The following is a 23,988-nucleotide window of genomic DNA, read 5'->3' on the forward strand; positions in this document are numbered from 1 at the left end:
CTCCTTGGTTCCTTTGCGCGGCAGCCGGCCGTTCGGGAAACAACTGACAAGCGGAACCCATCCCGCTCCCAATCAATCCATTTTCGTCTTGCTGTATCTGCGGTCGTCGCATGATGATCAAGGCATATTGTTTCCCCGAGCCGCGCCAATTTGTGAGAGAGCGCCGCGGCTCGGATCTATTCGCTCACAGCGGAAGAGCGATGATGGACCTTCCAGCGGCGCGCCTTATCATGGCTGCAGCCGGTCTTGTCAGCTAGCCAAAACGAGCGTTTGATGCTGACGAAGCTGCTGGGGCATGATGATGGTCAATGCGCTCGTCGTCCGCGAGACCCACCTTCCGCAATCACCAAACGGACGTGCAGCGCAATACGTTCGCATGTCGACGGATTATCAGCGCTACTCGATCCAGAATCAGGCTGCGGTGATTGCGGCCTATGCCCACGCCCACGGGCTTTCGATCGTCAAGACCTATGCGGATCATGGCGAGAGCGGTCTCAAGATCAAGAACAGGCCGGGGCTTGCCAAGCTGATTGAAGACGTCAGTAACAGGCGGACCGACTTTGACCATATACTGGTCTATGACATCAGCCGGTGGGGCCGTTTCCAGGACGTCGACGAAGCCGCACACTACGAGTTCATCTGCAAGCAGGTGGGGATCAGAGTCAGCTATTGCGCTGAGCAGTTCGACAATGACGGCAGCATGCTCTCTAACATCGTCAAAAATCTGAAGAGGGTTATGGCGGCCGAATATAGCCGCGAACTGTCGGTCAAGGTGCATACGGGCATTTGTCGTTTCGTTGGACTCGGCTTTCTGCCTGGCGGACCCATTAGCTACGGCCTCGAGCGTGTTTTGGTCAACGAGCGCCTCGAGCCGAAGAAGATCATGGACAGGGGAGAGCGAAAGTATCTCCAGACGGATCATATTCGTCTGCGGCCTGGCGATGCACACGAGATCAGCGTTGTGAAGCGGATCTTCGCACGCTTCCTTCAGGTCAAATCTGAGAAGGCAATCGCCAGAGAACTCAACCGCGAAGGGGTTTTGTGCCGAGGGAAGGCGTGGAGGGCACCCACGATCAGCCGTATGCTGCGAAACGAAAACTACATCGGTAACCTGGTTTACAACAGGCAGTCGAAAAAGCTCGGCGGTGAGCGGATCAACAACCCCGCGAACCTATGGGTCCGCTCTGAGCGGTGCTTTGAGCGCATCATTACAGATGATGTCTTTCTTGCTGTCCAGAAGATCGTGAAAGAGAGGCGCGTTGACGTTAGCGAAGAGGAGATGTTGCTCCGTTTGAAGCGAACATTGAAGAAGGAGGGCCGTCTCACGCCGACGATCATCAACGCAACGGTGGACCTCCCGTCAGCCCGAACCTTTATTGACCATTTCGGGACTCTGCGAAATGCCTACAGGCTGATCGGATATCAGTCGCAACGACGCTGCGAGTACATCGACGTTCGTCGGAGTTGGGTTGAGCCACTCTCGGCCCTCGCGGGACGCACTTGCCAGCAGCTGCAAAAGGAGGGATGTCACGTAGCCCTCCAGAGTATCAAGAGCCGTTGGACCCTCGTAGGTGTTCCTGAGCAGCACCTGATTGTCGATGAACGGCAGCAGATTTTTTTTCGGGTCGCCTATTGGACAGCTGGAGCGCGCCCGGGATTCTCTCCCTTCTGGACCGTTTCTTGCCGACGTCTACCGGCCGGATGGATCGTGGCGATCCGGCTGAATGAGCACAATGAATCCATTCTCGACTACGTCGTGATGCCAACGGCTTCGAATGACAGCAACATGATCAGATTCCGTGAGAATGGGCGTGCCGACCACGGCGTCACCTACCTCAACACGGAAGTCGAGCTTGCCCGGTTAGTGGTTCGCCTGGTCACCAAAGAGAGCCGTATCGCGCGATCACGGCGGCGACAGCGGACCCGACCAGTGAAGCGATCCCCATCCAACGGAAAGGGCGCTGACGCACGGCGTCGATAGAACGCAGGTAGAGATACGCTCCAAGGAGCGACCCGTAGTTCCGTCGAAAGTCGCCGTTCAATTTCGAGATGTGAACAAGGTCGGACGTCGAAGGTGATTGTTCGGCCATCGTTGTCTCCCAGAGTTAAGCCGGCATCCAATGAACCACTGATTTGCCCGACGGTGCAAATAAAATTCGGGTTATACGAAACAAGGGCGGCATGCTCAGGGAGGCACCCGATTTTCCGGCTTGGAGGGCAGGCTGAGTCGGGGACGGTTGCCCGGCATGTCCGACGCAAGGAATTCGGCGGCCATCCTATGTTTGGCCTCCGGGCATCCGTCTCGGAGGGCGGCCACGGATTGTTGGAAACAGACGGTAACATGATGACACGAATGGTAACCTCAGATAATTTGGTATCTGGGGGTGGTTCATGCGTCAGGTGTTGTCTCGCGTAGCGATCGCGGTCGCGTTGGGTTGCTGTCCAGCGTTTCCAGCTTTGGCGACCGATCTTTGGCAGTTCGACTTTACGTCCTCGCGCGGCGGCGGGCAGTTTCTGGTCAATCCGGCCAATTTCGTCATTCCGGTATCAGCTGGCTCGCCGTCCACGTTCAACGTGGTCGGGGCAAATATCACGATCGATGCAGGAGGTGTGCTGGGGACCGCTCACTATACCTTGGGAAGCTTGTCTGGGACGAACTGTACGCCGGCGGAATGTCGCGTGATTTTCTCCGTCCCGGACGTTGTTCCCGGGTTTGGCACCTACGATGTCCTGCTGCAGCTCAATTTCGAGCGGATCTGGGTGAATTGGTCTACGCCCAGTCAGCAACAGATTCAGATGTCGCTGAGCACCAATCCCACGGCAACGTTCAACTGGAACGATGTGGCGACGGCGACGCGGACAGTGGTTTCCGTCGCGCCCGGATGGCTTGCGACACCCATCAATTCCGATTGGAACACGGCAGCGAATTGGACTGTCGGATCGGTCCCCCTTGCGACAGACACCGCCCGGTTCGGAGCCTCCACTGTCACCGCAATCGACGTCAGGCAGGCAACGCAGGTGGCTGGTTTGAGCTTTCTGAGCGGCGCACCGGCCTATACATTCAACGTGACGGGCAATTCCGGCGGCGCCGCGTCGCTGGTGATCAGCGGGGCGGGGATTGACGATCAGTCCGGCAATCGCCCGAGCTTCATGGTGTCAGGTATCTCTGGCAATCTAGGTACGCTCCAGTTTGCCAATTCGGCGACGGCGGGTGACGCGGTCATCACCACGGGCGCCTTCGGAGTCACGCGCTTTACCGACACCAGTAGCGGCGGCACCGCCCAACTCGTGACCAATCTGGGCGGCTCTGTCGACATTTCTGGGCTGACATCCAGCGGGATAAGCGTTGGATCGATTGCTGGCGCCGGCAACTTCATTCTCGGCTCGAAAACCTTGACGACCGGACTGTCGAATACGGACACCGAGGTTTCGGGTGTCATATCGGGGGCCGGTGGCAGTCTGACGAAGGTTGGAGGTGGCGCGCTGATCTTGTCCGGCAACAACACCTATTCAGGAGGAACCCAGCTGAACGCCGGCTCCTTGGTCATTGCCAACAACAACGCCTTGGGCAGCGGCACGCTCAATATGGCGAACGGAACGAGCCTCTCTTTCGCGAACACGGCCGACTTTGCAATCGGCAATGCGATTCAGCTCACGGGGAGTGGACATTTTGCGGCGCCGGCAGGCACGACGCAGACCATCCAGGGGACGATCTCGGATGGAGGTTCTGCTGGAACGGTGGTGTTCGACGGCGTCGGAACGATGGTGCTGGCTGCTGCCAACGCCTACACCGGGGGAACGGTTGTCAACGCGGGGACCTTGCGGCTTTCGGGCAGCGGTACGCTCGGTGCGGCTAGCGGATCAACGACGGTCGCAGGCGGAATCCTCGACCTTGGCGGGACCACTCAGACGCAAAATGGAGGTGTCTTTCTGACGGGTGGGTTGGTCAGAAATGGTGTGATCGCATCCAATACAGACTTTGTCGTTCAATCCGGCACTGCAAACCTCGATCTCAGCGGTGCCGGCGGTCTCACGAAAACGGGCTCGGGTACGTTCGTCCTCGCGGGGACGGCCAGCTACACCGGAGCAACGAATATCAACGGCGGCGTTTTCCAGGTGGACGGCGCGCTCACCGGGACGTCGGCAGTCAACCTGAATTCCGGGATGATAACCGGCACCGGGACAATTGATCCCCTGACGGTCAGCATCAATAGTGGCACCGTCCTCGCGCCCGGAAATGGTACAGCCGGGAGTTCGATGGCGATCGTGGGGAATCTCGCATTTCAATCTGGCGCGATCTATCTCATTCAGCTCAATCCGACAGCCTCGAGTTTCGCCAGTATCAGCGGCACGATGACGGCGGGCGGGGCAACGGTCGAGGCAATCTTTGCTGCGGGCAGCTACGTCGCCAAGCGCTATACGATCTTGACCGCCGGTGGCGGCGTCAGCGGGACGTTTGCCTCCTTGGCGAATACCAATCTCCCGGCTGGTTTCAAATCCGCCCTCAGCTATGACGCAAATGCTGCTTATCTCGACCTATCGCTTGATTTCGTTCCGGCAAGCGCGCCGAACTACGGTGGCGGCCTGTCCGCGAACCAGCGGAATGTTGCCAACGCACTGACGCGGTTCTTCGATACGACGGGCAGTATTCCGCTCGTGTTTGGCACACTTTCGCCCTCGGGACTGACCCAAGTATCGGGAGAGCTCGCGTCAGCTCCGCAGCAGGCCACGTTCAATGCGATGGGGCAGTTTGTCAGCCTGCTCGGGGATCACGGTCAGGCCGGGCGCGACGGCGTTGGCGAAGTTGCCCCGCTGGCCTATGCCGAGGCTGACAGGACACCGAGCCGGCCGGCGGGGAACGCGTTTGCGTCGATGAGCAGGCAGCCAGAATCGCTCGAGCCGCGCTGGAGTGTTTGGGTTGACGGATTTGGCGGGTCGCAGTCGACGGATGGAAGCGCCGGAGCCGGATCAGCTCGCTCCACCAGCCGCATCTACGGCACTGCGGTCGGGGCAGACTATTTGTTGACGCCGGCCACGGTCGCGGGATTTGCTCTCGCGGGTGGCGGCACAGGTTTTAGTGTCAACGCCCTCGGAACAGGGAGATCTGATCTGTTTCAGGCTGGCGCCTATGTTCGACACGTCCAAGGGCCGGCCTATCTGAGCGCAGCCTTGGCTTACGGTTGGCAGGATGTAACGACAGATCGCACCATAGCCGGTGTCGATCGGTTGAAGGCGTCGTTCAAAGCGAACGCCTATTCCGGACGCGTTGAAGCCGGCTATCGCCTGTCGGTGCCCTTGATCCGCAATTTCGGTCTGACGCCCTATGCGGCAGGGCAGGCCGCCCAGCTTGATCTGCCCCAATACGCCGAGCAGTCCGTCGCCGGCGCCCCGGTATTCGCCCTGAGCTATTCCGCCAAGCGGGTGACAGATTATCGGACCGAAATAGGACTTCGGACCGGCTTGTCCTTGGGGGACAAGGATGGCGTGCTCAACTGGCGAGGCCGTATCGCGTGGGCTCATGACTTCAATTCGGATCGCAGCGTCGCTGCAACTTTCCAATCGCTGCCGGGGGCAAGCTTTACCGTCAGCGGCGCGCAGCCGGCGCCGGACGCTGCGTTGACCACTCTGGGTCTCGAACGACATTGGAGCAATGGCTGGTCCGCGGCTGCCACCCTCGATGGAGAGTTCTCGAGCACCACACGTTCCTATTCCGGTAGAGCCTCCATGCGCTATGTCTGGTGACCGCGATATCGCAAGAATCGATGAGAATCATCACGAGCGGCGAGATCATCGGGAACGAGTGGGACAGAGTCATATCTCTGCGGAAGCTCACGATCCTTCGACTAGGGGCCGTGCTCGGCTCGCCTCGAGATGAAAATCGGCCGCGCCTTGAGTCGCTCCAACGCAGACCCTCAACGAGTCCGTCGATCAGGAGGGGCGCGCATTCGCGCGATGACGGCGAAGGCTCAAGCGGGTACTCACTTGACAAATCGGGGCAGGAAAGAACAAAAATAGAACGGGGTGGCCGCACCGTCAAGAGAGCCCAATGCCCACCCTCACCTCAGAAGGCTTGAAGGGCTGAACCGCGCTACGCTGCGCAACAGAAGGCATGAAAAGAGCGCCCCGGATGAAGCCGCAAGTTCTTCCTGTCTATTACTATCTCGATCATTTCACGGAGATGCTCGGCTTCGTGAAGAAGACTTACGGTGCTGTCCTGACCCCGGAGCACCATGTCTTCATCGAGCAATTTGACGGTCTTCCCAGGGATGCACAATGCCTTCTTGTCCGCATGGTCAATCGACGGGGAGCGATCTTCAATCGCACGCTCTTCAAATATCCAGAGATTGCAGATGTTGAAGCCGCGGCTCTGCATCTGCTTGCCAGCGCCCATGCTCGTGTTCTGCAGGTCGACGATTACGCCGCTTTCGTAACATGCTTGCCCAAAGACACCCTTGTGACGGCGGCGCATGCATCCGGAAGATCCGATATTCGTAAATCCTGGTCGAAGTCCAAGCTCATCGAATACTTTCTCGCCAATGTTCCTTTTGAGGTCGCTGCTCAGCATTGTGGTGGGAAAAACTTCATCGCGCTTCACAACACGAGGCCGATCGAATTTCTCCTCTATCTCTATTTTGGCAAGACGGAGCGGGATCTCAAGACCTTCGCGCTACGCGATCTCGGCATCATGCGCACCAACAGTGCGACCTCGTTCAGTGCACGATTTGCGGATGGCGATGAAGCCCACGCCTGCTTTCACTATAGTAGCCTGCTCGACCAACTCGAGACCGAAGCCGAGGCGATCTATCGCCAGGGAGTGGTCGACCTGCTCGGCGGACCGCCAGGTCCGACAGATTACGCTCAGGATCTGAGAAGCCGCGCGGCCTTCAAGCTTGGCCAGTTCTTCGAGAAGGGCGCCGATACTGCGCTCGCGCTTCAACTTTATCGTGCCGGTTCGTCCCCCGAATGCCGCGAGCGCCTCGTGCGCCTTCACTACAGTCTGGGCGCGAAAGGCGAATCTGAAACGCTTCTGCGCCAGATCATTGATGATCCGGCGAGCGACGAAGAGCACGTTTTTGCGGTTGACTTCTATGCGCGCAAGTTTGGCGGTCAGCGAACGGGGCTTTGCACCGAACTCCTGCGCTCGGGGCGCGTCGTCGCGGTCGACGACACACATCGGGGCAACCCGGAGGCCGGTGTCGCTGGGGTCATGCGCCGTCGGGGCAGCCAGGTATACTTTGCCGAGAACGCATTGTGGCACACCCTGTTCGGCCTTCTGTTCTGGGACGAGCTGTTCGAATCCGGTCAATTGCACAGCGGCTTCGACTGGGTCCCGCAATGTCTCAAAGACCGCACGTTCATCCGATTGTTCAAGGCCCAGGTGGACGTGAAGCTTGCCGCCGTCCGATCGGGTGATGCCCTTCCGCTGATCCTGCGTGCGCTCGCTGCGCACTGGGGGCGGCCCAATGGCATCTTCAACTGGGATCGCTTTCAGATCGAGGCTGTCCGTACGCTTCTCGATCACACCAACCCTCACGGCGTTGCCGCGATCTTGCACGCGATGTGCGAGGATTTCCGCACGATGCGCGACGGATTCCCTGATCTGATGCTGCTTCGCGATGGCGCGGTCTCATTCGTGGAGATCAAGGCAGAGGGTGACGTCATCCGCCGCAACCAGCTCACACGCCTGCGGCAACTGCAATCAGCCGGGCTCCAGGCAGAGATCTGCAGGGTCGAGTTTTGCTTCGACCCCGGGCAGGATTACATTGTTGTCGATATCGAGACGACTGGGAGCTGGGCCTCTGGCGACCGCATAACCGAGATTGGCGCGGTCAAGATCCGCAATCATCAGGTTGTCGATGAGTGGCACTCCCTGCTCAATCCTCAGCGTCCCATTCCGGCAAATATCACCCGGCTCACGGGCATCACAAACGAGATGGTTCGCGATGCTCCGGTTTTCGCATCTGTTGCAGACAGCTTTCTCGAATTCATGGGTGACGGCGTCTTCGTCGCGCACAACGTCAATTTCGACTATGGCTTTATCGCTTACGAGTTCAGCCGTCTCGATCGAAAGTTCCGCTTTCCAAAGCTTTGCACCTGCGCCGGAATGCGACGGCGATATCCCGGCCATAAGTCCTACGGGCTCGGAAATCTGTGCCAGATCTATGACATCGAACTCGAGAGCCATCATCGCGCACTCTGCGATGCGAAGGCTGCCGCCCAGCTGCTCAATCTGATCAACAGGAAGCGCGAAAGTGAGGGCCCGCCGGCGGAGGAACAGGCCGCTTAAGGATGCGATGCTGTCCCCAGGGAAGCAATACACGTGTACAGCTCACCATCCCGGTGGACGTCAAACGGCGATGTCCTCCCGGAAGCTCCGGAGGGAATTCATGGGCCGTCCGCCCTGGATGGGCGTGAAGCTCGTTGAGAGCAAGAGTGCAGGCCGGGTTGGCCGTGACGGGTTGGAAGTGGCGAGAGAGTTCCGCCGCGCCCGTCGCGGAGATCCGCGATGCAGGAACGGAGACTTGGTGCGCGCGCCGGCGAGAGCCGGGCGAGCCTCTATGAAGAGATCACGAGCAAGATCATCGGTGAGCTGGAGGCTGGCCGGGTGCCCTGGGTTCGGCCATGGGGGACGCAAGCGGCGAAGGCTCAGCTGGCCTTGCCACGGAATGGGGCTACGGGTCGGCCGTACTCGGGGATCAACGTTCTCATCCTCTGGGGGGCAGTCATCGAGCGCGGGTTGACGGGCCAGAGCTGGTTGACCTTCCGGCAAGCTCTCTCGCTCGGCGGTCATGTCCGCAAGGGCGAGCGCGGCGTCTCTGTCGTCTACGCCGACCGCTTTGTGCCATCGGATGAACGGCAACGTGCCCGCGAGGTCGGCGAGGAGGCGCAAGCCATTCCGTTCCTGAAGCGGTTTACTGTATTCAACACCGACCAATGCGATGGTCTGCCAGATGATATCGCAACCGTGGCACCGCTTCCGCCGCCGGGTGTCATGGAGCCTGTGGTCGAGACCCTGATTGTCAACAGCGGCGTCGACTTCCGGATCGGGGGTGATCGTGCGTTCTATGCGCCAGTCGAAGATTTCGTGCAGGTGCCACTGCCAGCGGCGTTCTTCGAGCCGATCAACTGGTACCGCACCGCTTTGCATGAGCTCGCCCATGCGAGCGGTCATGCCTCGCGGCTGAATCGGGATCTCTCGGGTCGGTTCGGCAGCCGCAAATACGCCTTCGAGGAGCTGATCGCCGAGATCGCAGCCGCCTTCAGCTGCGCCGCGCTCGGCATCGTGCCGACCGTGCGCCATGCCGACTATCTCGGCTTTTGGCTCGACGTCCTGCGCGAGGATAGTCGCGCCATTGTCCGGGCGGCAAGCCAGGCGAGCCGCGTGGCTGACTATCTCCTCGGCTTTGCACCGAGCGCTGCCGGCCTCGCTCGGCCAAGCGCTCCGCATCGCGTACCCGCGTGAAGCCTGCACGCTTGGGCGAACTGAGGAGAGGGAGAGGGCGAGAGGTGCTCTGCGACGGGTTGAAGGCCTGAGAGAGAGGCTCCGGGCCGCCCGTCGTGGAGAACGAAGACATGACCAAGGCCGCTCACAAGATCACGCTGTCGCCATCGCGCGACATTCCTTTCAACAAGCTCGTGCTCAGCCAGTCCAACGTGCGCCGGATCAAGGGCGGCGTTTCGATCGAGCAACTGGCCGAGAGCATCGCCGAGCGGACGCTGCTGCAAAGCCTGAACGTTCGGGCTGTCCTCGATGCCGAGGGCAGGGAGACCGGGATGTTCGAAGTGCCCGCGGGCGGCAGGCGCTACCGGGCGCTGGAGCTCCTGGTGAAGCAGAAGCGAATGGCGAAAACGCAAGCCGTGCCTTGCGTGGTGCGCGATTCCGGTTCCGCCCTGGACGACTCGCTTGCCGAGAACGACCAGCGTGTCGGTCTGCATCCCCTGGATCAATTTCAGGCGTTCCAGGCCCTGCGTGACGGCGGCATGGGAGAGGAGGAGATCGCGGCGCGGCACTTCGTGACCGTTGCGGTCGTCAAGCAGCGGCTGCGGCTGGCAGCGGTCTCGCCGGCGCTTCTGGACGTCTACGCGGCCGACGGCATGACCCTGGAGCAGCTGATGGCGTTTTCGGTGACGTCGGATCATGCACGCCAACAGGAGGTCTGGGACAAGGTCAGCCGTTCCGGCGGCGATACGCCCTACCAGATCCGGCGGCAACTCACCGAGCAGACGGTTCGGGCGTTCGACCGCAGGGTCCAGTTCATAGGGCTGGCTGCCTACGAGATGGCCGGTGGCGCTGTGCTGCGGGATCTGTTCGAGGCCGACGATGGCGGCTGGCTCCACGATGTCGCGCTGTTGGACCGGCTCGTAGCGGAGAAGCTGAAGGCGGAAGCGGAGCGGATTGGCCTTGAGGGCTGGAAGTGGATCGCGGCCGCCGTGGACTTCCCTTTCGGGCATACTCATGGCTTGCGCGAGCTTCACGGGCAGCCGGCAGAGCTCACCGCCGACGAGCGGGCGACCATGGAAGCGCTGCGGACTGAGCAGGCCAGGCTCGAGGCCGAACACGGTCAGGCCGATGAACTGCCTGAGGATGTCGATCAGCGTCTCGGTGAGATCGAGGCGGCGCTGCAGTCCTTTGCCGAGCGGCCGATGATCTTCGATGCAGCCGAGATGGCGCGCGCTGGCGCGTTCGTCAGCATCGACTCGGAAGGCCGACTGCGCGTCGCCCGCGGTTTCGTCCGACCCGAGGATGAGGCCGTGGTGTCGGAAGATGAGCCGGAGACCGAAGCTGGTCACGACAGGGACATTGCGACCGCCATTCCGGATATGGAGGGCGGGGTGCCGGCGGCGACAATCGTCATCGGTCACGGCGAGCAGGAAGCGCCCGTCGACGCGGAGGATGTCGAGCGGCCGCTGCCCGACCGGTTGATCAGCGAGCTCTCGGCGTATCGCACGCTCGCCCTTCGTGAGGCACTCGGCCGAGAGCCATCCATCGCCTTCCAGGCGGTGCTGCACACCTTCGTGCTCGCGGCCTTCTATCCCTACGGGTCAGTCCTCAACTGCCTGGAGATCTCGCTGCGCACCCCGAGCTTCCCGGCGCAGCCGCCGGGCCTGCAGGACAGCGCTCCGGCAAAGGCGATCGCCGCGCGTCACGCGGCCTGGAAAGCGAAGCTGCCGGCCAACGACAAGGACCTCTGGGCAGCGTTGATGACGATGGACGGAGCGGCCCAGGCAGAGCTGTTCGCCCATTGCGCCGCGCAAACGGTGAACGCGATCTTTGAGCCGGCCAACCGCGTGCATCAAGGCCGCCTGTCCGCCCATGGCGTCCGCGGGCGCCTCGAACAGGCCGACCATCTGTCGCGCGCCGTCGCGCTCGACATGATCAGCGCCGGCTGGAAGCCCACCGTCGACACCTATCTCGGTCGCGTCACCAAGCACCGCATCCTGCAGGCCGTGCGAGAAGCGAAGGGCGAAGCGTCGGCGCAGCTCATCGAGCATCTGAGGAAGCCGGACATGGCGCGTGAAGCCGAGCGGTTGCTTGAAGGCAGTCGCTGGTTGCCCGAGCCGCTGCGTGGCGCGGATGCCGAGGTAACGCAGGCGGTCGATGGCGTCGATTCCGCTAGCCTGCCGGCGTTCCTCAGTGAGGATGAGGAGGCGACGGAAGGCGCTGACGACGTGGAGGAGATCGTTGCCGCGGAATGATCAGCTTGCCTTCGCGGCCGATCCCAACCTGAAGAAACCGAAGTGCAAGCCCGGTCAGATCGGCCGGGCTTTTTTCATGGAGGTCACTGTCTCGTCGAGCAGCTCGAGAGTGAGAGAGGCGGAGCAGCGCGATTGAGTCCGCCGGACCGGAGAGAGCGTTCGGCGGAGCTCTTCCGTGTTCCGCTCTCCTTGAAGGTTCCTCGACATGATCACCGAGACGAACTGTCCGGCTGCGCCCTTCGCGCTGCTTGCGCGCGCCAAGGCCGTCCTTCGTGCAGCCGAGCTGCTGCTGCCAAGCCTTACCCGTGGCGAGCGGATCGATGCCAGGTGCCTGCGCCTGGCCATGCAGACCGCATTTGGCGCCAGTGACGCCGATGGAAGCTGGGATTGGAAGACGGCCTACGACGCCTGTGAGATCGCCTCTGTCCTATTCCTCGTCAAGCACGGTCCAGCGATGATCAAGGCCAGCAAAGGCACTCCCCCGGCCATGCTGCCGATGGTCGCAAAGGTCGCGGCCCTACTTCCGAGCCACACCAGGCGCTCACTCGAGAGCCAGAGTCTTCAGCAGTTCTCGACCCCGCTGCCATTGGCGTTCGCTGCGGCCGCGGCGGCGCAAGTGACCTCGGCCGATCGGGTGCTCGAGCCATCGGCGGGGACAGGAATCCTGGCCGTCTTTGCGGAGCTTGCTGGCGGCTCGCTTCTGCTCAATGAGCTCGCTGCAAGTCGCGCAGCCTTGCTCGATCTGGTGTTCGCGGGTCTGACCGTGACCCGCTTCGACGCCGCGCAGATTGATGATCATCTCGATGCGGCCTTCGTTCCAAGCGTGGTTCTGATGAATCCCCCGTTCTCGGCGACCGCGAGTGTGGACCGTCCGCTGGCCGATACGGCGTTGCGCCATGTGTCTTCGGCCCTCGCACGTCTTGGAGACGGTGGGCGACTGGTCGCAATCACGGCCGCCGGCCTTGCGCCCGACAATCCGACCTGGACGGATGCCTTCGTGCATCTGCAGGAGCGCGGTCGTCTGGTGTTCTCCGCGGCGATCGATGGCACTGTCTATGCGCGGCAGGGCACGACGACCGCCACACGGATGCTCGTGATCGACAAGCGCCCAGCGCCGGACGCTCGTGTGTTTCCGCAATCTGCCGGGGTGGCACCTGATGTCAGGACCTTGCTCGGCTGGATCACGGCGCTCGTGCCACCGCGGCCGCCGATGGCCAGCCGGTTTGTCGCTCAGGTGGGTCAGCGTGCAAAAATTCGTTCGAGACGGGATCTGGATCCCGCATGCTCCTCTCCATTGCCGACTTCCAGTGAGCCTGAGGGCTGCGAGCTTGCCTACGACATCGTGGATGAGGTCTCCGACGAAGGAACTCGTCTGACTGACGCGCTCTATGAGACGTATCAGTTGCAGTCGATCCGGATTCCGGGCGTGCAGCCTCATCCTACGAAGCTCGTGCAGTCGGCGGCGATGGCCTCCGTCGCACCGCCAAAGCCGTCCTATCGGCCGCATCTTCCGGCCAGGATCGTCACCGAAGGCGTGCTGTCCGGCGCGCAGCTCGAGAGTCTCATCTTTGCTGGCGAAGCGCATGGTGGATTCCTCGCCGGCTTTTGGACGGTCGACGAGACCTTCGACCAGGTCCGTGCGGTCGGCGAGGACACGGAGACGGCGGTCCGCTTCCGGCGCGGCTGGTTCCTCGGTGATGGCACGGGCGCCGGAAAAGGTCGCCAGGTCGCCGGCATCCTGCTCGACAATTGGCTGAAGGGCCGGCGCCGGGCGGTCTGGATCAGCAGGTCCGACAAGCTGATCGAGGACGCGCAGCGCGACTGGGCAGCGCTCGGTATGGAGCGGCTTCAGGTCACGCCGCTGTCGCGCTTCCGCCAGGGGGCGCCGATCCGGCTCGATGAGGCCATCCTTTTCACGACCTACGCCACGCTGCGGACCGACGAGAAGGCCGAGAAGCTTTCCCGCGTGCGCCAGATCGTCGACTGGGTGGGACGGAATTTCGATGGCGTGATCATCTTCGACGAGAGCCATGCGATGCAGAACGCTGCAGGCCACAAGGGCGATCGGGGCGATCAGGCGGCTTCACAGCAGGGCCGCGCCGGATTGCGGTTGCAGCATGCGCTGCCCAATGCCCGCATCGTCTACGTCTCGGCGACAGGCGCGACCACCGTTCACAATCTGGCCTATGCCCAGAGGCTGGGACTGTGGGGCGGCGCGGATTTCCCGTTTGCGACGCGGGCGGACTTCGTGGCGGCGATCGAGCAGGGCGGCGTCGCGGCCATGGAGGTGATGGCGCGCGATCTCAAGGCCCTCGGGCTTTATGCGGCGCGCTCGCTGTCCTTCGAGGGCGTCGAATACGAGCCGCTCGAGCACCGGCTCACGGACGAGCAGGTCAGGATCTATGACGCCTATGCCGAGGCGTTCGCGGTCATTCACAACAACCTCGAGGCCGCGATGCAGGCGGCCAACATCACCGGCGCAACCGGCACGCTGAACGCCCAGGCCAAATCGGCCGCGCGCTCGGCCTTTGAGTCGGCCAAGCAGCGCTTCTTCGGGCACCTCCTGACTTCGATGAAGACGCCGACGCTGATTCAGGCGATCAAGCGCGATCTCGATGCTGGCCACGCCGCGGTCGTCCAGATCGTCTCCACAGGTGAAGCCCTGATGGAGCGCCGGCTGGCCGATATCCCGACCGAGGAGTGGGGCGACGTCCAGGTCGACATCACGCCGCGCGAATATGTCCTCGATTATCTCGCCCATTCCTTCCCGGTCCAGCTCTACGAGCCGTTCACCGATGGCGAAGGCAATCTGTTGTCGCGTCCGGTCACTCGCGATGGCCGGCCGGTCGAGAGCCGCGAAGCGGTCGCTCGCTGCGATCAGATGATCGAACATCTCGCTTCGCTCGCCCCGGTGCCGGGTGCGCTCGACCAGATCGTTCAGCGCTTCAGCACGGACATGGTCGCTGAGGTCACGGGCAGGTCGAGACGGATCGTCCGCGTCCGCGATCGGATGGTGGTCGAGACGAGGGCGATCTCTGCCAACCTCGCTGAGGCCGCAGCGTTCATGGATGATAGGAAGCGCATCCTGGTGTTCTCGGATGCCGGCGGCACAGGCCGCAGCTACCACGCCGAGCTCTCGGCGACGAACAAGCGGCTGCGGGTGCATTATCTACTGGAGCCAGGCTGGAAGGCGGATGCCGCGATCCAGGGGCTTGGCCGGACCAATCGCACCAACCAGGCGCAGCCACCGCTCTTTCGCCCTATCGCCACCGACGTGAAAGCCGAGAAGCGCTTCCTGTCGACGATCGCGCGCCGGCTCGACACGTTGGGCGCGATCACCCGTGGCCAGCGCCAGACCGGCGGACAGGGACTGTTCCGGCCGGAGGACAATCTCGAAGGCCCGTACGCCCGCGATGCCCTGCGTCAGTTCTATGGGCTGCTCGCCCGTGGGCAATTGGGGAGCTGCTCGCTGCAGCGGTTCGAGCAGGCCACGGGATTGAAGCTCACGGACGAGAACGGCCTTCGCGACCAGCTGCCGCCGATCACGACATTCCTGAACCGGCTGCTGGCGCTGACTATCGAGCTGCAGAACATCCTGTTCACGGTGTTCGAGCAGTTGCTCGCGGCGCGGATCGAGAGCGCGATCGCATCCGGGACTTTCGATGCCGGTCTGGAGACGCTGCGTGCAGAAAGCTTCGTCGTCATGGAGCGGCACACCATCAACACCCATCTGGCAACAGGTGCCGAGACGCATCTCGTCACCATCGCCCAGCGTGACCGCAACCGGCCGATGCCGCTGAACGAGGCCTTGGAGCGGCTGCTACAACGCCGCGCTGTTCCCGTGACCCATGTCCGCTCGGGCCGAGCGGCGATCCAGGTGCCGGCGCCGAGCTGGTTGCTCGACGATGGCGAGATCGAGCAGCGCGTCCATCTGATCGGACCGATGCGACGCCAGACTCTGCCGCTCGCCAGGCTGGCCGAGCATGATTGGGCCGAGGCAGACCGCGAGCAGTTCAAGGCCGGCTGGAGTGCGGAGCTCGCATCCATTCCGGAGTTCACGACCACCACGATCTACCTCGTCACAGGGCTGCTACTGCCGATCTGGAAGCGCCTCCCCCAGGAGTCCGCGCGGGTCTACCGGCTCCAGACCGACGCGGGCGAGCGTATCATCGGCCGCAAGGTGCCACTCAGTTGGGTCACCGCAGCGTCGACCGAGCGACCTTCGCTCGCTCCCGATGACGTGTTCACATCCGTGCTGCGTGACGGCTACGTACTCGATCTTCATGAGGGCTTGCAGCTGCGGAGGGTGCGCGTCATGGGCGCCAACCGGATCGAGCTCTTGGGCTTCCCTGCGGGCTTACGGGATTGTCTCAGGGCCTACGGGCTGTTCAGCGAGATCATCTCGTGGAGGCTGCGGATGTTCGTGCCGACCGATGCAGGCGGCCCGGCGATCCTAGCCAGCGTTCTGGAGCGGTTTCCAATTGCTGAGGTCCGCGGGCGGGAGCTGTCGTGATGTCAGACGACGCGTCTGAACTGGCGCGCCGCCTTGCGCGTGAGGCCGAGGCGGTGTGCCGTCACTATCTGTCCAACGGCAGACGTCAGGGACGTTACTGGTTGGTCGGTGACGTCAACAACACGCCGGGCCGATCATTGTTCGTGCGATTGCACGCCTCATCGAAGGGGCCGGCCGGCAAATGGACGGATGCTGCGACCGGGGAGCATGGCGATCTGCTCGACGTCATCGGCTCGGTTTGTGGCCTGAGCAGCTTTCACGAGGTTGCCGGGGAGGCGCGCCGTTTTCTGAAGCTGCCGGACTGGGAACGCAAGCCTCCAGTCGGTGCTGTGAATGCCGTGCGCCCCCGCGACTCCGCCAGAGCGGCTCGCCGGCTGTTTGCGATGGGGCAGCCGCTGTCTGGAACGCGCGGCGAGGCCTATCTTGCTCATCGCGGTATCGACCCGCGTGCAGGCACTGATGGTCTACGTTTTCATCCACGTTGCTACTATCGGCCGGACGATGCCTCCGATGTCGAGACATGGCCCGCGCTGATTGCCGCTGTGACGGACCTCGAGGGGCGCATCACCGGGGTTCATCGCACCTGGCTGGATCCCGATGGCTTCGACGATCGCAGGCTTGGCAAGGCGCCAATCGACACGCCGCGGCGGGCGATGGGCGATCTGCTTGGGCATGCCGTGCGCTTCGGGACCGCCAAGGACGTGCTTGCGGCCGGCGAGGGCATCGAGACCATGCTGTCGTTGCGGACGGTGCTGCCGACCTTGCCGGTTGCTGCTGCGCTCTCGGCCAACCATCTGGCGAATCTGCTGTGGCCGGCCACGCTGCGCCGGATCTACGTCGCTGTCGATGCTGATGCTGCTGGTATCGCCGCGGCAGAGACGTTGACGACACGCGCGCTGGACGCCGGTATCGAGGCGATCGCATTATGCCCTCACCTGGACGACTTCAACGAAGACCTACGCGTTTTAGGGACAGCCAAGCTCCTGGACGTCTTGCGTCATCAGCTGCTGCCCGAAGATGCCGAGCGCTTCGTGAGCGCGGCTGCGACCTAAACGTCGGCTCGACGCTGGAGAGTCGTTCGGCGCTCGCCGCACATTGTCGGGACAAGAGGATCTCGTCAGGGCGTCAGAGAGCCGCGCCGGGGCCTTCTGAGAGGCGATCGGACGGCAGGCGGTCCGGTCCGGCAATGGCGGTGCGTGGCTATTTTCCGCCGGCCCGCAGGCGGGCCTTTGCATCGCGAGGCAAAATAGCCGCGCACACCGCCATCCTCCGCTGTCGCTCCGGCCCGCTGCTCGAAGGGATCAGCGGGTTCTGGTCCGGTCCTCCCGCCGTCTTGGAGATCGCCATGGAAGGCCGCGATCGACGCGGTCACCGAACATCGACGAGGTCCCCATGTCCGACCAGCAAGACGAGATGCGTGAGCCGCACGATACGCAGTCGAGCACCGACAACGCCCTGACCGAACTCCAGCTGTACGGCTACCGCCCCTTCGACGATGAGCCTGATCCTCGGCCGCTCCCTGAAGGCAGGGTCATCGCCGGCGCGGTCGCCGATATCTTCGACGCCCTGGTCGCGACGCTCTCGGAGACGCGCCTCGAGCCTGAGCTGAAGGAGCTCTTGTGGTCAACGGTCAACCTGTTCCACCGTGCCACGATGCGCATCGAGCGCGAGCTCGACGACAACGAGCAGGCGCAGCGCTCGAGTCAGCGCGAGCAGAACGGCTCGGAGGTGCGCTCGGTCGAGCTCGAGCGCCTGACGTCGGAAGGACTGTCACTGGTCGAGCGTCGCAACGCCATGGAGCTGTTCCGCGATCTGGCCGCCGAGGCCTTCGAGCTCCATACGCGATCGCCGTGGCGGCCGCGCTCGGGATCGCAGGTCAGCCATCGCACGCTGACGGCGGCCATGATCGACTCCCGCGATTTCCTCGCTGCCAAGCATCGGGCTGAGACGGAGGTCATGCTGCCGCCAGGCCCCAAGATCGCGCTGACCGGCGGACCGGACTTCAATGACGTCGCACTCATCTGGGATCGTCTCGACAAGGTCCACGCCAAGCATCCCGACATGGTCCTCCTGCATGGCGGCTCGCCGAAGGGGGCCGAGCTGATCGCCAGCAAATGGGCATCGAACCGCAAGGTGCCGCAGATCGCGTTCAAGCCCGATTGGACAAGACACAATAAGGCCGCCCCCTTCAAGCGCAATGACGCCATGCTGGCGACGCTGCCGATCGGCGCCATGGTCTTCCCGGGCTCCGGGATCCAAGGCAATCTCGCTGACAAGGCTCGCCGCCTCGGCATTCCCGTCTGGACCTTCGGGCAAGGCGGCGCGTGAGCGCCGTCAACTGTGCAGGTCCTTTGCGTTCGTCCAAGCGGCTGCGGCGACATCCCAAGCGACTCCTGCGCTCGGCATCGACATGTATGTCTGCTTGAATGCGTCGGACCTGGTGGCGCAGAGTGCATGGTGGTCGCTGACCGCCGCGACGCTGTGCCGGCCTTGATGTGCCTTGCGATTGGCGGCACAATTGCTCGAAGGTCGAGCTGTCGAGTGAATCGAGGTTTGATGGTCGCGTGGGCGGCGCGGACGTGCTGGAGCTCGGCGCAGTGCCTCATGAGCCGCTCGGCCACTGAGCATCGGCCTATCGTCGGCGTAGCTCGGACGGGCTATGCCCGAACTTCCGCCGGAACACGGTGCTGAAGTGTGACGAGCTGCTGAATCCCAGCTGGTAGGCGACCTCAGTCACCGACAACGCGCGCTGCTCAAGTCGTGTCAGCATATCGTAGGACCGTTGCAGGCGCCGGTCGAGAATCCACTCCGACACCGACATGTCCGTGAGTCGAAAAAGATAGTGCAGGTGTCTGAGCGAGACCCCGTTGTTCCGTGCGATCTTTTCGAGCGAAAGGTCGTGGTCGGTGAGATGCTCCTCGATCCAAGCTTTGACAGAGCGCAGGCGGGCTTTCTGAGCCGTGGCGTCCTCGGAAAATTGGTCCTTGTCGCCCATGTCCAGGGCGAGAGCCAGAACATCCATCAACTCGTCGCCCAGCCGCGACCTCGCCGCTTCATCGACCGACGATGCTTCCGATGCCAACGTCGAACAGAATTCGGCGGCGATCCGGCCAAGACCGCGTCCGGTCGCAATAGTCATCGCAACCGGGATCCGGTTCTCGCTGAACCGCGACGAGAATTCCTTGCGCGGAATCTCGAGGTAGAGGGATCTAACCTTCCCGACGCACTCCAGATCGTAGGCTTCGGCCGCGGAGAAAATTGCGCCGACGTGCGGATTCGAATGCAGCGTATGGCCTGCCTGCAGGACGTTGATCTTGCCCTGTTGAACGAATTCGACGTAGTAGCAATCCTTGTCGAGCCTGGCGATATGCCGCTCCCGTCGTGATATCCGCTGCTCCGACAGCAATACGTCGGTCATCGTCAGCACGCCAAATCGTGCTTCTCGGATGAAGCCCTGATAGTCGGACCGTTGCTCGGCCTCGACGTCGACATGGACATAGACGTCGCAAATGGCGCCTTGCCAGGCAGCGTAGCGCTTGGAAGGCTCAAGGCTTTCCGTTGTGAACACGAGCTCCATCGGTCATCCATCGCGAGCAGCCCAAGCTGCATTTTGCATCGCACAAGGACCGTTCCGCAATTCTAGTTGCCCAGCGGCTCTACGCAAGCCAACTTTGCGCGGCCATGCAAAAGCTTTGCGCTCCGAGGCAAGCGTCACTCGGGGCGGCAAGCTAAGAGAACAAAAACGGGAGGAAGCAGTCGCGGATGCCGATGCGGGCGTGCGTGATTTGCCGTGCCAGGGACTGCAGCAATGGGGGGAGGCCTGCCTTCACCGATGACGACGAGGTTCACGCGCCCTGTCGGCTCCATCGCTGATATCGTGGCGCTGGAGCGGCTGCCATATGACGCCCTCGTACCTGCGCGAAATCTGTATCACCTGTTCGAGGCGACCGCCCGATTGCATCCGGATCGGCAGGCACTGACCGTTCTGACACCTCGTGAATCCCGCGAAATCAGCCTCACTCACCGTCAATTGCTTGCCGACATATCCCGCGCGGCGAACTTGTTCCGGGCGTCCGGCATCAGACCGGATGGACCGACCGTTGCATTCCTCTGCCCGAGCCTGCCGCAGGTCTTTCCGGCCTTGCTCGGCGCCCAGGTCGCCGGCATCGCGAGCTCGATCAACTATCTGCTGAACGAGGACGCGATCGTCGATCTCCTCGAAGCGCAGAATGCAGCGTTGCTTGTGATCCCTTCGGAAGCCGACGATCCGGCGCTCTGGCACAGGGCGAACAAGGTCGCCGCACGGGTCGGATCTTTGCAGAAGATTCTCGTTCTAGGCGAGAGTCGCGATGCGAACGGCCGAATGGCCGTCTTTGACGAAGCCGCTTCGAAGCACCGAGATGCGCTCGATTTCGAACCGTCAACTGATCGGCGGTCGGTGTGCGCGCTCTTCCACACGGGAGGGACGACCGGACGTCCAAAGCTCGTCCGCCTGACACATGGCAACCAGATCCACGCCGCATGGGGCTTCGCCCAGGTTCACGGGCTCGACGAGTTGGACATCGCGCTGAACGGGTTTCCGCTGTTTCATGTCGGCGGCGCCATGACTGCAGGTCTGTCGATTCTCGCCGCTGGCGGCCACGTGATCATTCCGTCACCCTACGGTCTGCGAGTCCCGGAGGTCATCCGCGACTATTGGTACACCGTCGCACGACATCGCGTGACGATCGTGAGCGGCGTGCCGACCTCCATTGCGGCTTTGGCGGAGGTGCCGATTGGGTCCTGCGATATCAGCTCGGTCCGGATGGCGCTGACTGGAGGTGCGGTGCTCCCGAAGGCGGTTGGTGACCGTTTCAAGGCCAGGACGGGAGTGAGGTTGTTCGAGACTTACGGGATGACGGAGACCGCGGCGGCGATCGCGTTCAACCCGGGTCGCGGCGAGCCGCTTCAGGGCAGCGTCGGATTCAGGGCGCCGTTCTCGCGAACGAAGATCGTGGCACTGGGCGACCCGGAGCTGAGGAAGGAGTGTCCTCCGCTCACGAGCGGGCTGGTGCTGGCCAAGGGCCCGCAGGTATTCCCCGGATACGTCGATCCCACGCACAATGTCGGCGTCCTGACCGACGATGATTGGATCGTGACCGGCGATATCGGCTACCTCACCGCAGACGAGCGGCTGGTTCTCACAGGTCGGGAGAAGGACCTTATTGTTCGGAGCGGCCACAACATCGATCCCGCCGCCATCGAAGATGTCGCCAATGCATATCCTGGCGTGCAAATGAGCTCTGCCGTTGGCATGCCCGACGCCTACGCTGGCGAGGTGCCGATTCTCTTCGTTGTGCCGTCGCCTCAGCAGACGATCGAGCTCGCGCGGCTCTGCGACTACCTCGAGCAGAATGTCCACGAGCCCCCCGCGCGCCCGAAGCGCGTGGTGGTGCTTGACGCGCTTCCAGTCACCGCCGTGGGCAAGATCTTCAAGCCGACGCTTCGCGATCTCGCCGTGCGGGAGAAGGTCAGGACGGAAGTCGATCGGATATTCGGTCCTGAAACCGCGGCAGACATCCAGGTCAACAAGGACGACAAGCTCAACACGGTCGTCTGCATTGCGGTCGAAACGATCGACGAGGTCGCGCTGGGCCGGCTTGCAGAGAGCCTGTCGGCGTTGCCGCAGACCTATCGCATTGAAGCGACACCGCCACGCGGGCGGGCGTAGTTGGGAATTGGTGAGAGCAACGATGAAGCACCTTCGGCTTGGTCAACAGGAGATCGTGTTCGCCGTCTTCGCGACGCTGTTCCTGGCCTTCTCGATCTTCCTCAAAGGCTTCCTGACCGCCGACAACATGCTGACCCTGCTGCAGAACGTCGCCGTTCTCGGCATTCTCGGCCTGGCGATGGCCGTTGTCGTCATCGGGCGCGGCATCGATCTTTCGCTGATCGCTGCCCTCGCGGTCCCCGGCGGGCTCGTCCTGCAGATGGTGCAGAACGGTCACTCGTTGCCGGCCTCCTTGCTCGCCGCCGGCCTCCTGGCCGTCGCCATCGGTCTCGTCAATGGCTGGCTGATCGCCTATGCGGAGGTGCCGCCGCTGTTTGCAACGCTCGCGACCGGGCTGTTTGCGGCAGGGCTTGGGCAAGCGGCGTTGTTCCAGCTCGACGTCGTCCAATGGAGCGACGGCATGGCGGGATTCGAGCGGCTCGGGCAGGGCAGCATCCTTGGCATCCCGACGTCGATCGTGATGTTTGCGATCGCCGCAATCGCGGTGTTCGTTCTGCTGCGTCAGACCCGTTGGGGGGCCTTTATCTATGCGGTTGGTGACAATCCGTTCGCCGCACGGGTGACCGGCATTCCCTCGCGCCCGATTGTCGTGCTGCAATATGTGCTTGCGGCGGTGATCGGCTGCTTTGCCGGTCTCGTGATGGCGGCATCCGTCAACTCGATGCCCACCCGGATCTTCAACTCGACCATGATCTATGACGTGATCCTCGTCGTCGTGCTCGGGGGCATCGGATTGTCCGGTGGCCGCGGCGGCGTCGTGAACGTCATCATCGGCACCCTGCTGATCGGGACCATGCTGAACGGCATGACGATTCTGGATATTCCCTATGCCGGACAGAACCTGATCAAGGGTGTCGTCCTGCTGATCGCGGTGATCACGGATACGATCTTGAATCCGCGAAATGAAGAAACGGCCCAGCAAGGCGACATCTAGCTCAGTCCGAAAAATGAAAACATCAAACGGGAGAAAACGACGATGCGCACGCATAGCTTAGCACTTGGAAGTCTGGTGGCGGTGACGCTCGCGGCGGCTGCGGCGCCGGCGCTCGCGCAGCAGGGGCTTGACGAGCCCTTCCAGAAGACCTTTCGCGAGGCGCTTGCCGGCAAGACGGTCGCCTACGTGCCGGTCGCCATGAATTTCGATCTGACGGAGGGCTGGTACGCGGGCCTGAAGAAGGAGCTCGAACCCTACGGCGTCAAGTTCGAGATTCGCGATCCCAACTGGAACACCAACGCGGGGGCGCAGGCCGTCACCTCGCTGATCTCTGAGAAGCCGGCGGTCATGGTGATCCACAATCCCGACGTCCAGACCTATGCCAAGCTGTTGCAGCGCGCCGAAAACGAAGGGATCTACGTCATCCAGATCAACATGGGATCAGCCTATCGCAGCTCCGCGTTCGTCGGCGCGAACTGGATCGAGATCGGCGAACGACAGACCGAAGGGGTGGTCAAGGCCTGCCAGGGCAAGTCGAACAAGATCGCGATCATTCAGGGGGCGCTGTCCGCGGCCGCCAGTGCCTACACACTCAAGGGCGTCGAGAACGTTCTCGCCAAGCATCCTGAAATCAAGGTGGTGTCGAGCCAGGCGGCCGATTGGGATGCGGCGAAAGCCAAGGCCATCACGCAGACCGTCCTGAAGCAGAATCCCGACCTGTGCGGCATCGTGGGCTTCTGGGATGGCATGGATATCGGCACTGCCGCTGCGATCAAGGAGGCCGGGCTCACCGGCAAGGTCTTCCTGGCAACATCGGGCGGTGGAGAGCGCAAGGGCGCCTGCGAGCTCGTGAAGAACGGCTCGTTCGATCTGAACATGAGCTACGACGTGCCGACGCAGGCGGCGCAGATGGCCGGAACGATCAAGTGGCTGCTGTCCTCGGGGGTGAAGGCGGGCTCGGTCAAGGGCTTCGAATACAGCACGCTCATTCCGATCACCAAGGAGAACGCTGACTCCCAGACGTCGTGCTGGAACCTCTCCGATCTCAAGAAGTGACGACGCTCCGCGGCGCGC

12 protein-coding genes are annotated in these 23,988 nt (G+C 62.6%); 11 read left to right on the forward strand and 1 reads right to left on the reverse strand.

The genetic code is table 11. The annotated features are described in order from the left end of the window. The first annotated feature begins 295 nt into the window (after positions 1-295). From QW887_RS33420 to QW887_RS33455, 8 genes are all read left to right on the forward strand, one after another. Complete coding sequence (locus QW887_RS33420) at positions 296-1,981, forward strand: recombinase family protein (protein WP_316196081.1); 1,686 nt, start codon at positions 296-298, stop codon at positions 1,979-1,981. A 410-nt stretch (positions 1,982-2,391) separates the two neighbouring features. After that, positions 2,392-5,742 carry an autotransporter domain-containing protein gene (locus QW887_RS33425; RefSeq protein WP_316175748.1) on the forward strand — a complete coding sequence of 1,117 codons (3,351 nt, stop codon included), beginning with the start codon at positions 2,392-2,394 and terminating at the stop codon, positions 5,740-5,742. Between the two features lie 385 nt (positions 5,743-6,127). Further along, positions 6,128-8,287 (forward strand): exonuclease domain-containing protein, encoded by a 2,160-nt coding sequence (locus QW887_RS33430; RefSeq protein ID WP_316176316.1) that lies wholly within the window; start codon positions 6,128-6,130, stop codon positions 8,285-8,287. A 219-nt stretch (positions 8,288-8,506) separates the two neighbouring features. Beyond that, positions 8,507-9,463 carry an ArdC family protein gene (locus tag QW887_RS33435; RefSeq protein WP_316176315.1) on the forward strand — a complete coding sequence of 319 codons (957 nt, stop codon included), beginning with the start codon at positions 8,507-8,509 and terminating at the stop codon, positions 9,461-9,463. Positions 9,464-9,573: 110 nt separating this feature from the next. Further along, positions 9,574-11,697, forward strand: coding sequence for a ParB/RepB/Spo0J family partition protein (locus QW887_RS33440; RefSeq protein WP_316196084.1), 2,124 nt, complete (start codon positions 9,574-9,576; stop codon positions 11,695-11,697). Between the two features lie 205 nt (positions 11,698-11,902). After that, positions 11,903-16,210 (forward strand): strawberry notch-like NTP hydrolase domain-containing protein, encoded by a 4,308-nt coding sequence (locus QW887_RS33445; protein WP_316196086.1) that lies wholly within the window; start codon positions 11,903-11,905, stop codon positions 16,208-16,210. Next, a complete protein-coding gene (locus QW887_RS33450; protein WP_316161009.1) occupies positions 16,210-17,262 on the forward strand; it encodes a toprim domain-containing protein in 1,053 nt (350 codons plus the stop codon). The genes QW887_RS33445 and QW887_RS33450 overlap by 1 nt, the downstream gene beginning before the upstream one ends. Positions 17,263-17,602: 340 nt before the next feature. Then, a complete protein-coding gene (locus QW887_RS33455; RefSeq protein ID WP_316161011.1) occupies positions 17,603-18,538 on the forward strand; it encodes a DUF2493 domain-containing protein in 936 nt (311 codons plus the stop codon). 304 nt (positions 18,539-18,842) lie between these two features. On the opposite strand, the gene QW887_RS33460 is transcribed toward QW887_RS33455, so the two are convergent. Next, positions 18,843-19,787 carry an AraC family transcriptional regulator gene (locus tag QW887_RS33460; RefSeq protein WP_316161013.1) on the reverse strand — a complete coding sequence of 315 codons (945 nt, stop codon included), beginning with the start codon at positions 19,785-19,787 and terminating at the stop codon, positions 18,843-18,845. 255 nt (positions 19,788-20,042) lie between these two features. Here QW887_RS33460 and QW887_RS33465 point away from each other — a divergent pair, with 255 nt between their 5' ends. Genes QW887_RS33465 through QW887_RS33475 form a run of 3 tightly spaced genes read left to right on the forward strand, consistent with a single transcriptional unit; the run spans position 20,043 to position 23,970 of the window. Continuing rightward, complete coding sequence (locus QW887_RS33465; protein WP_316196088.1) at positions 20,043-21,920, forward strand: AMP-binding protein; 1,878 nt, start codon at positions 20,043-20,045, stop codon at positions 21,918-21,920. 22 nt (positions 21,921-21,942) lie between these two features. Next, positions 21,943-22,914: an ABC transporter permease gene (locus QW887_RS33470; protein ID WP_316196090.1), complete on the forward strand. Its 972-nt coding sequence runs from the start codon at positions 21,943-21,945 to the stop codon at positions 22,912-22,914. Positions 22,915-22,956: 42 nt separating this feature from the next. Beyond that, entirely contained in the window at positions 22,957-23,970 is a 1,014-nt protein-coding gene (locus tag QW887_RS33475) for a sugar ABC transporter substrate-binding protein (RefSeq protein WP_015663990.1), read from the forward strand. Positions 23,971-23,988: the final 18 nt, after the last annotated feature.

Source organism: Bradyrhizobium sp. SZCCHNRI3052 (assembly GCF_032484895.1).
In the GTDB taxonomy this organism is placed as follows: domain Bacteria; phylum Pseudomonadota; class Alphaproteobacteria; order Rhizobiales; family Xanthobacteraceae; genus Bradyrhizobium.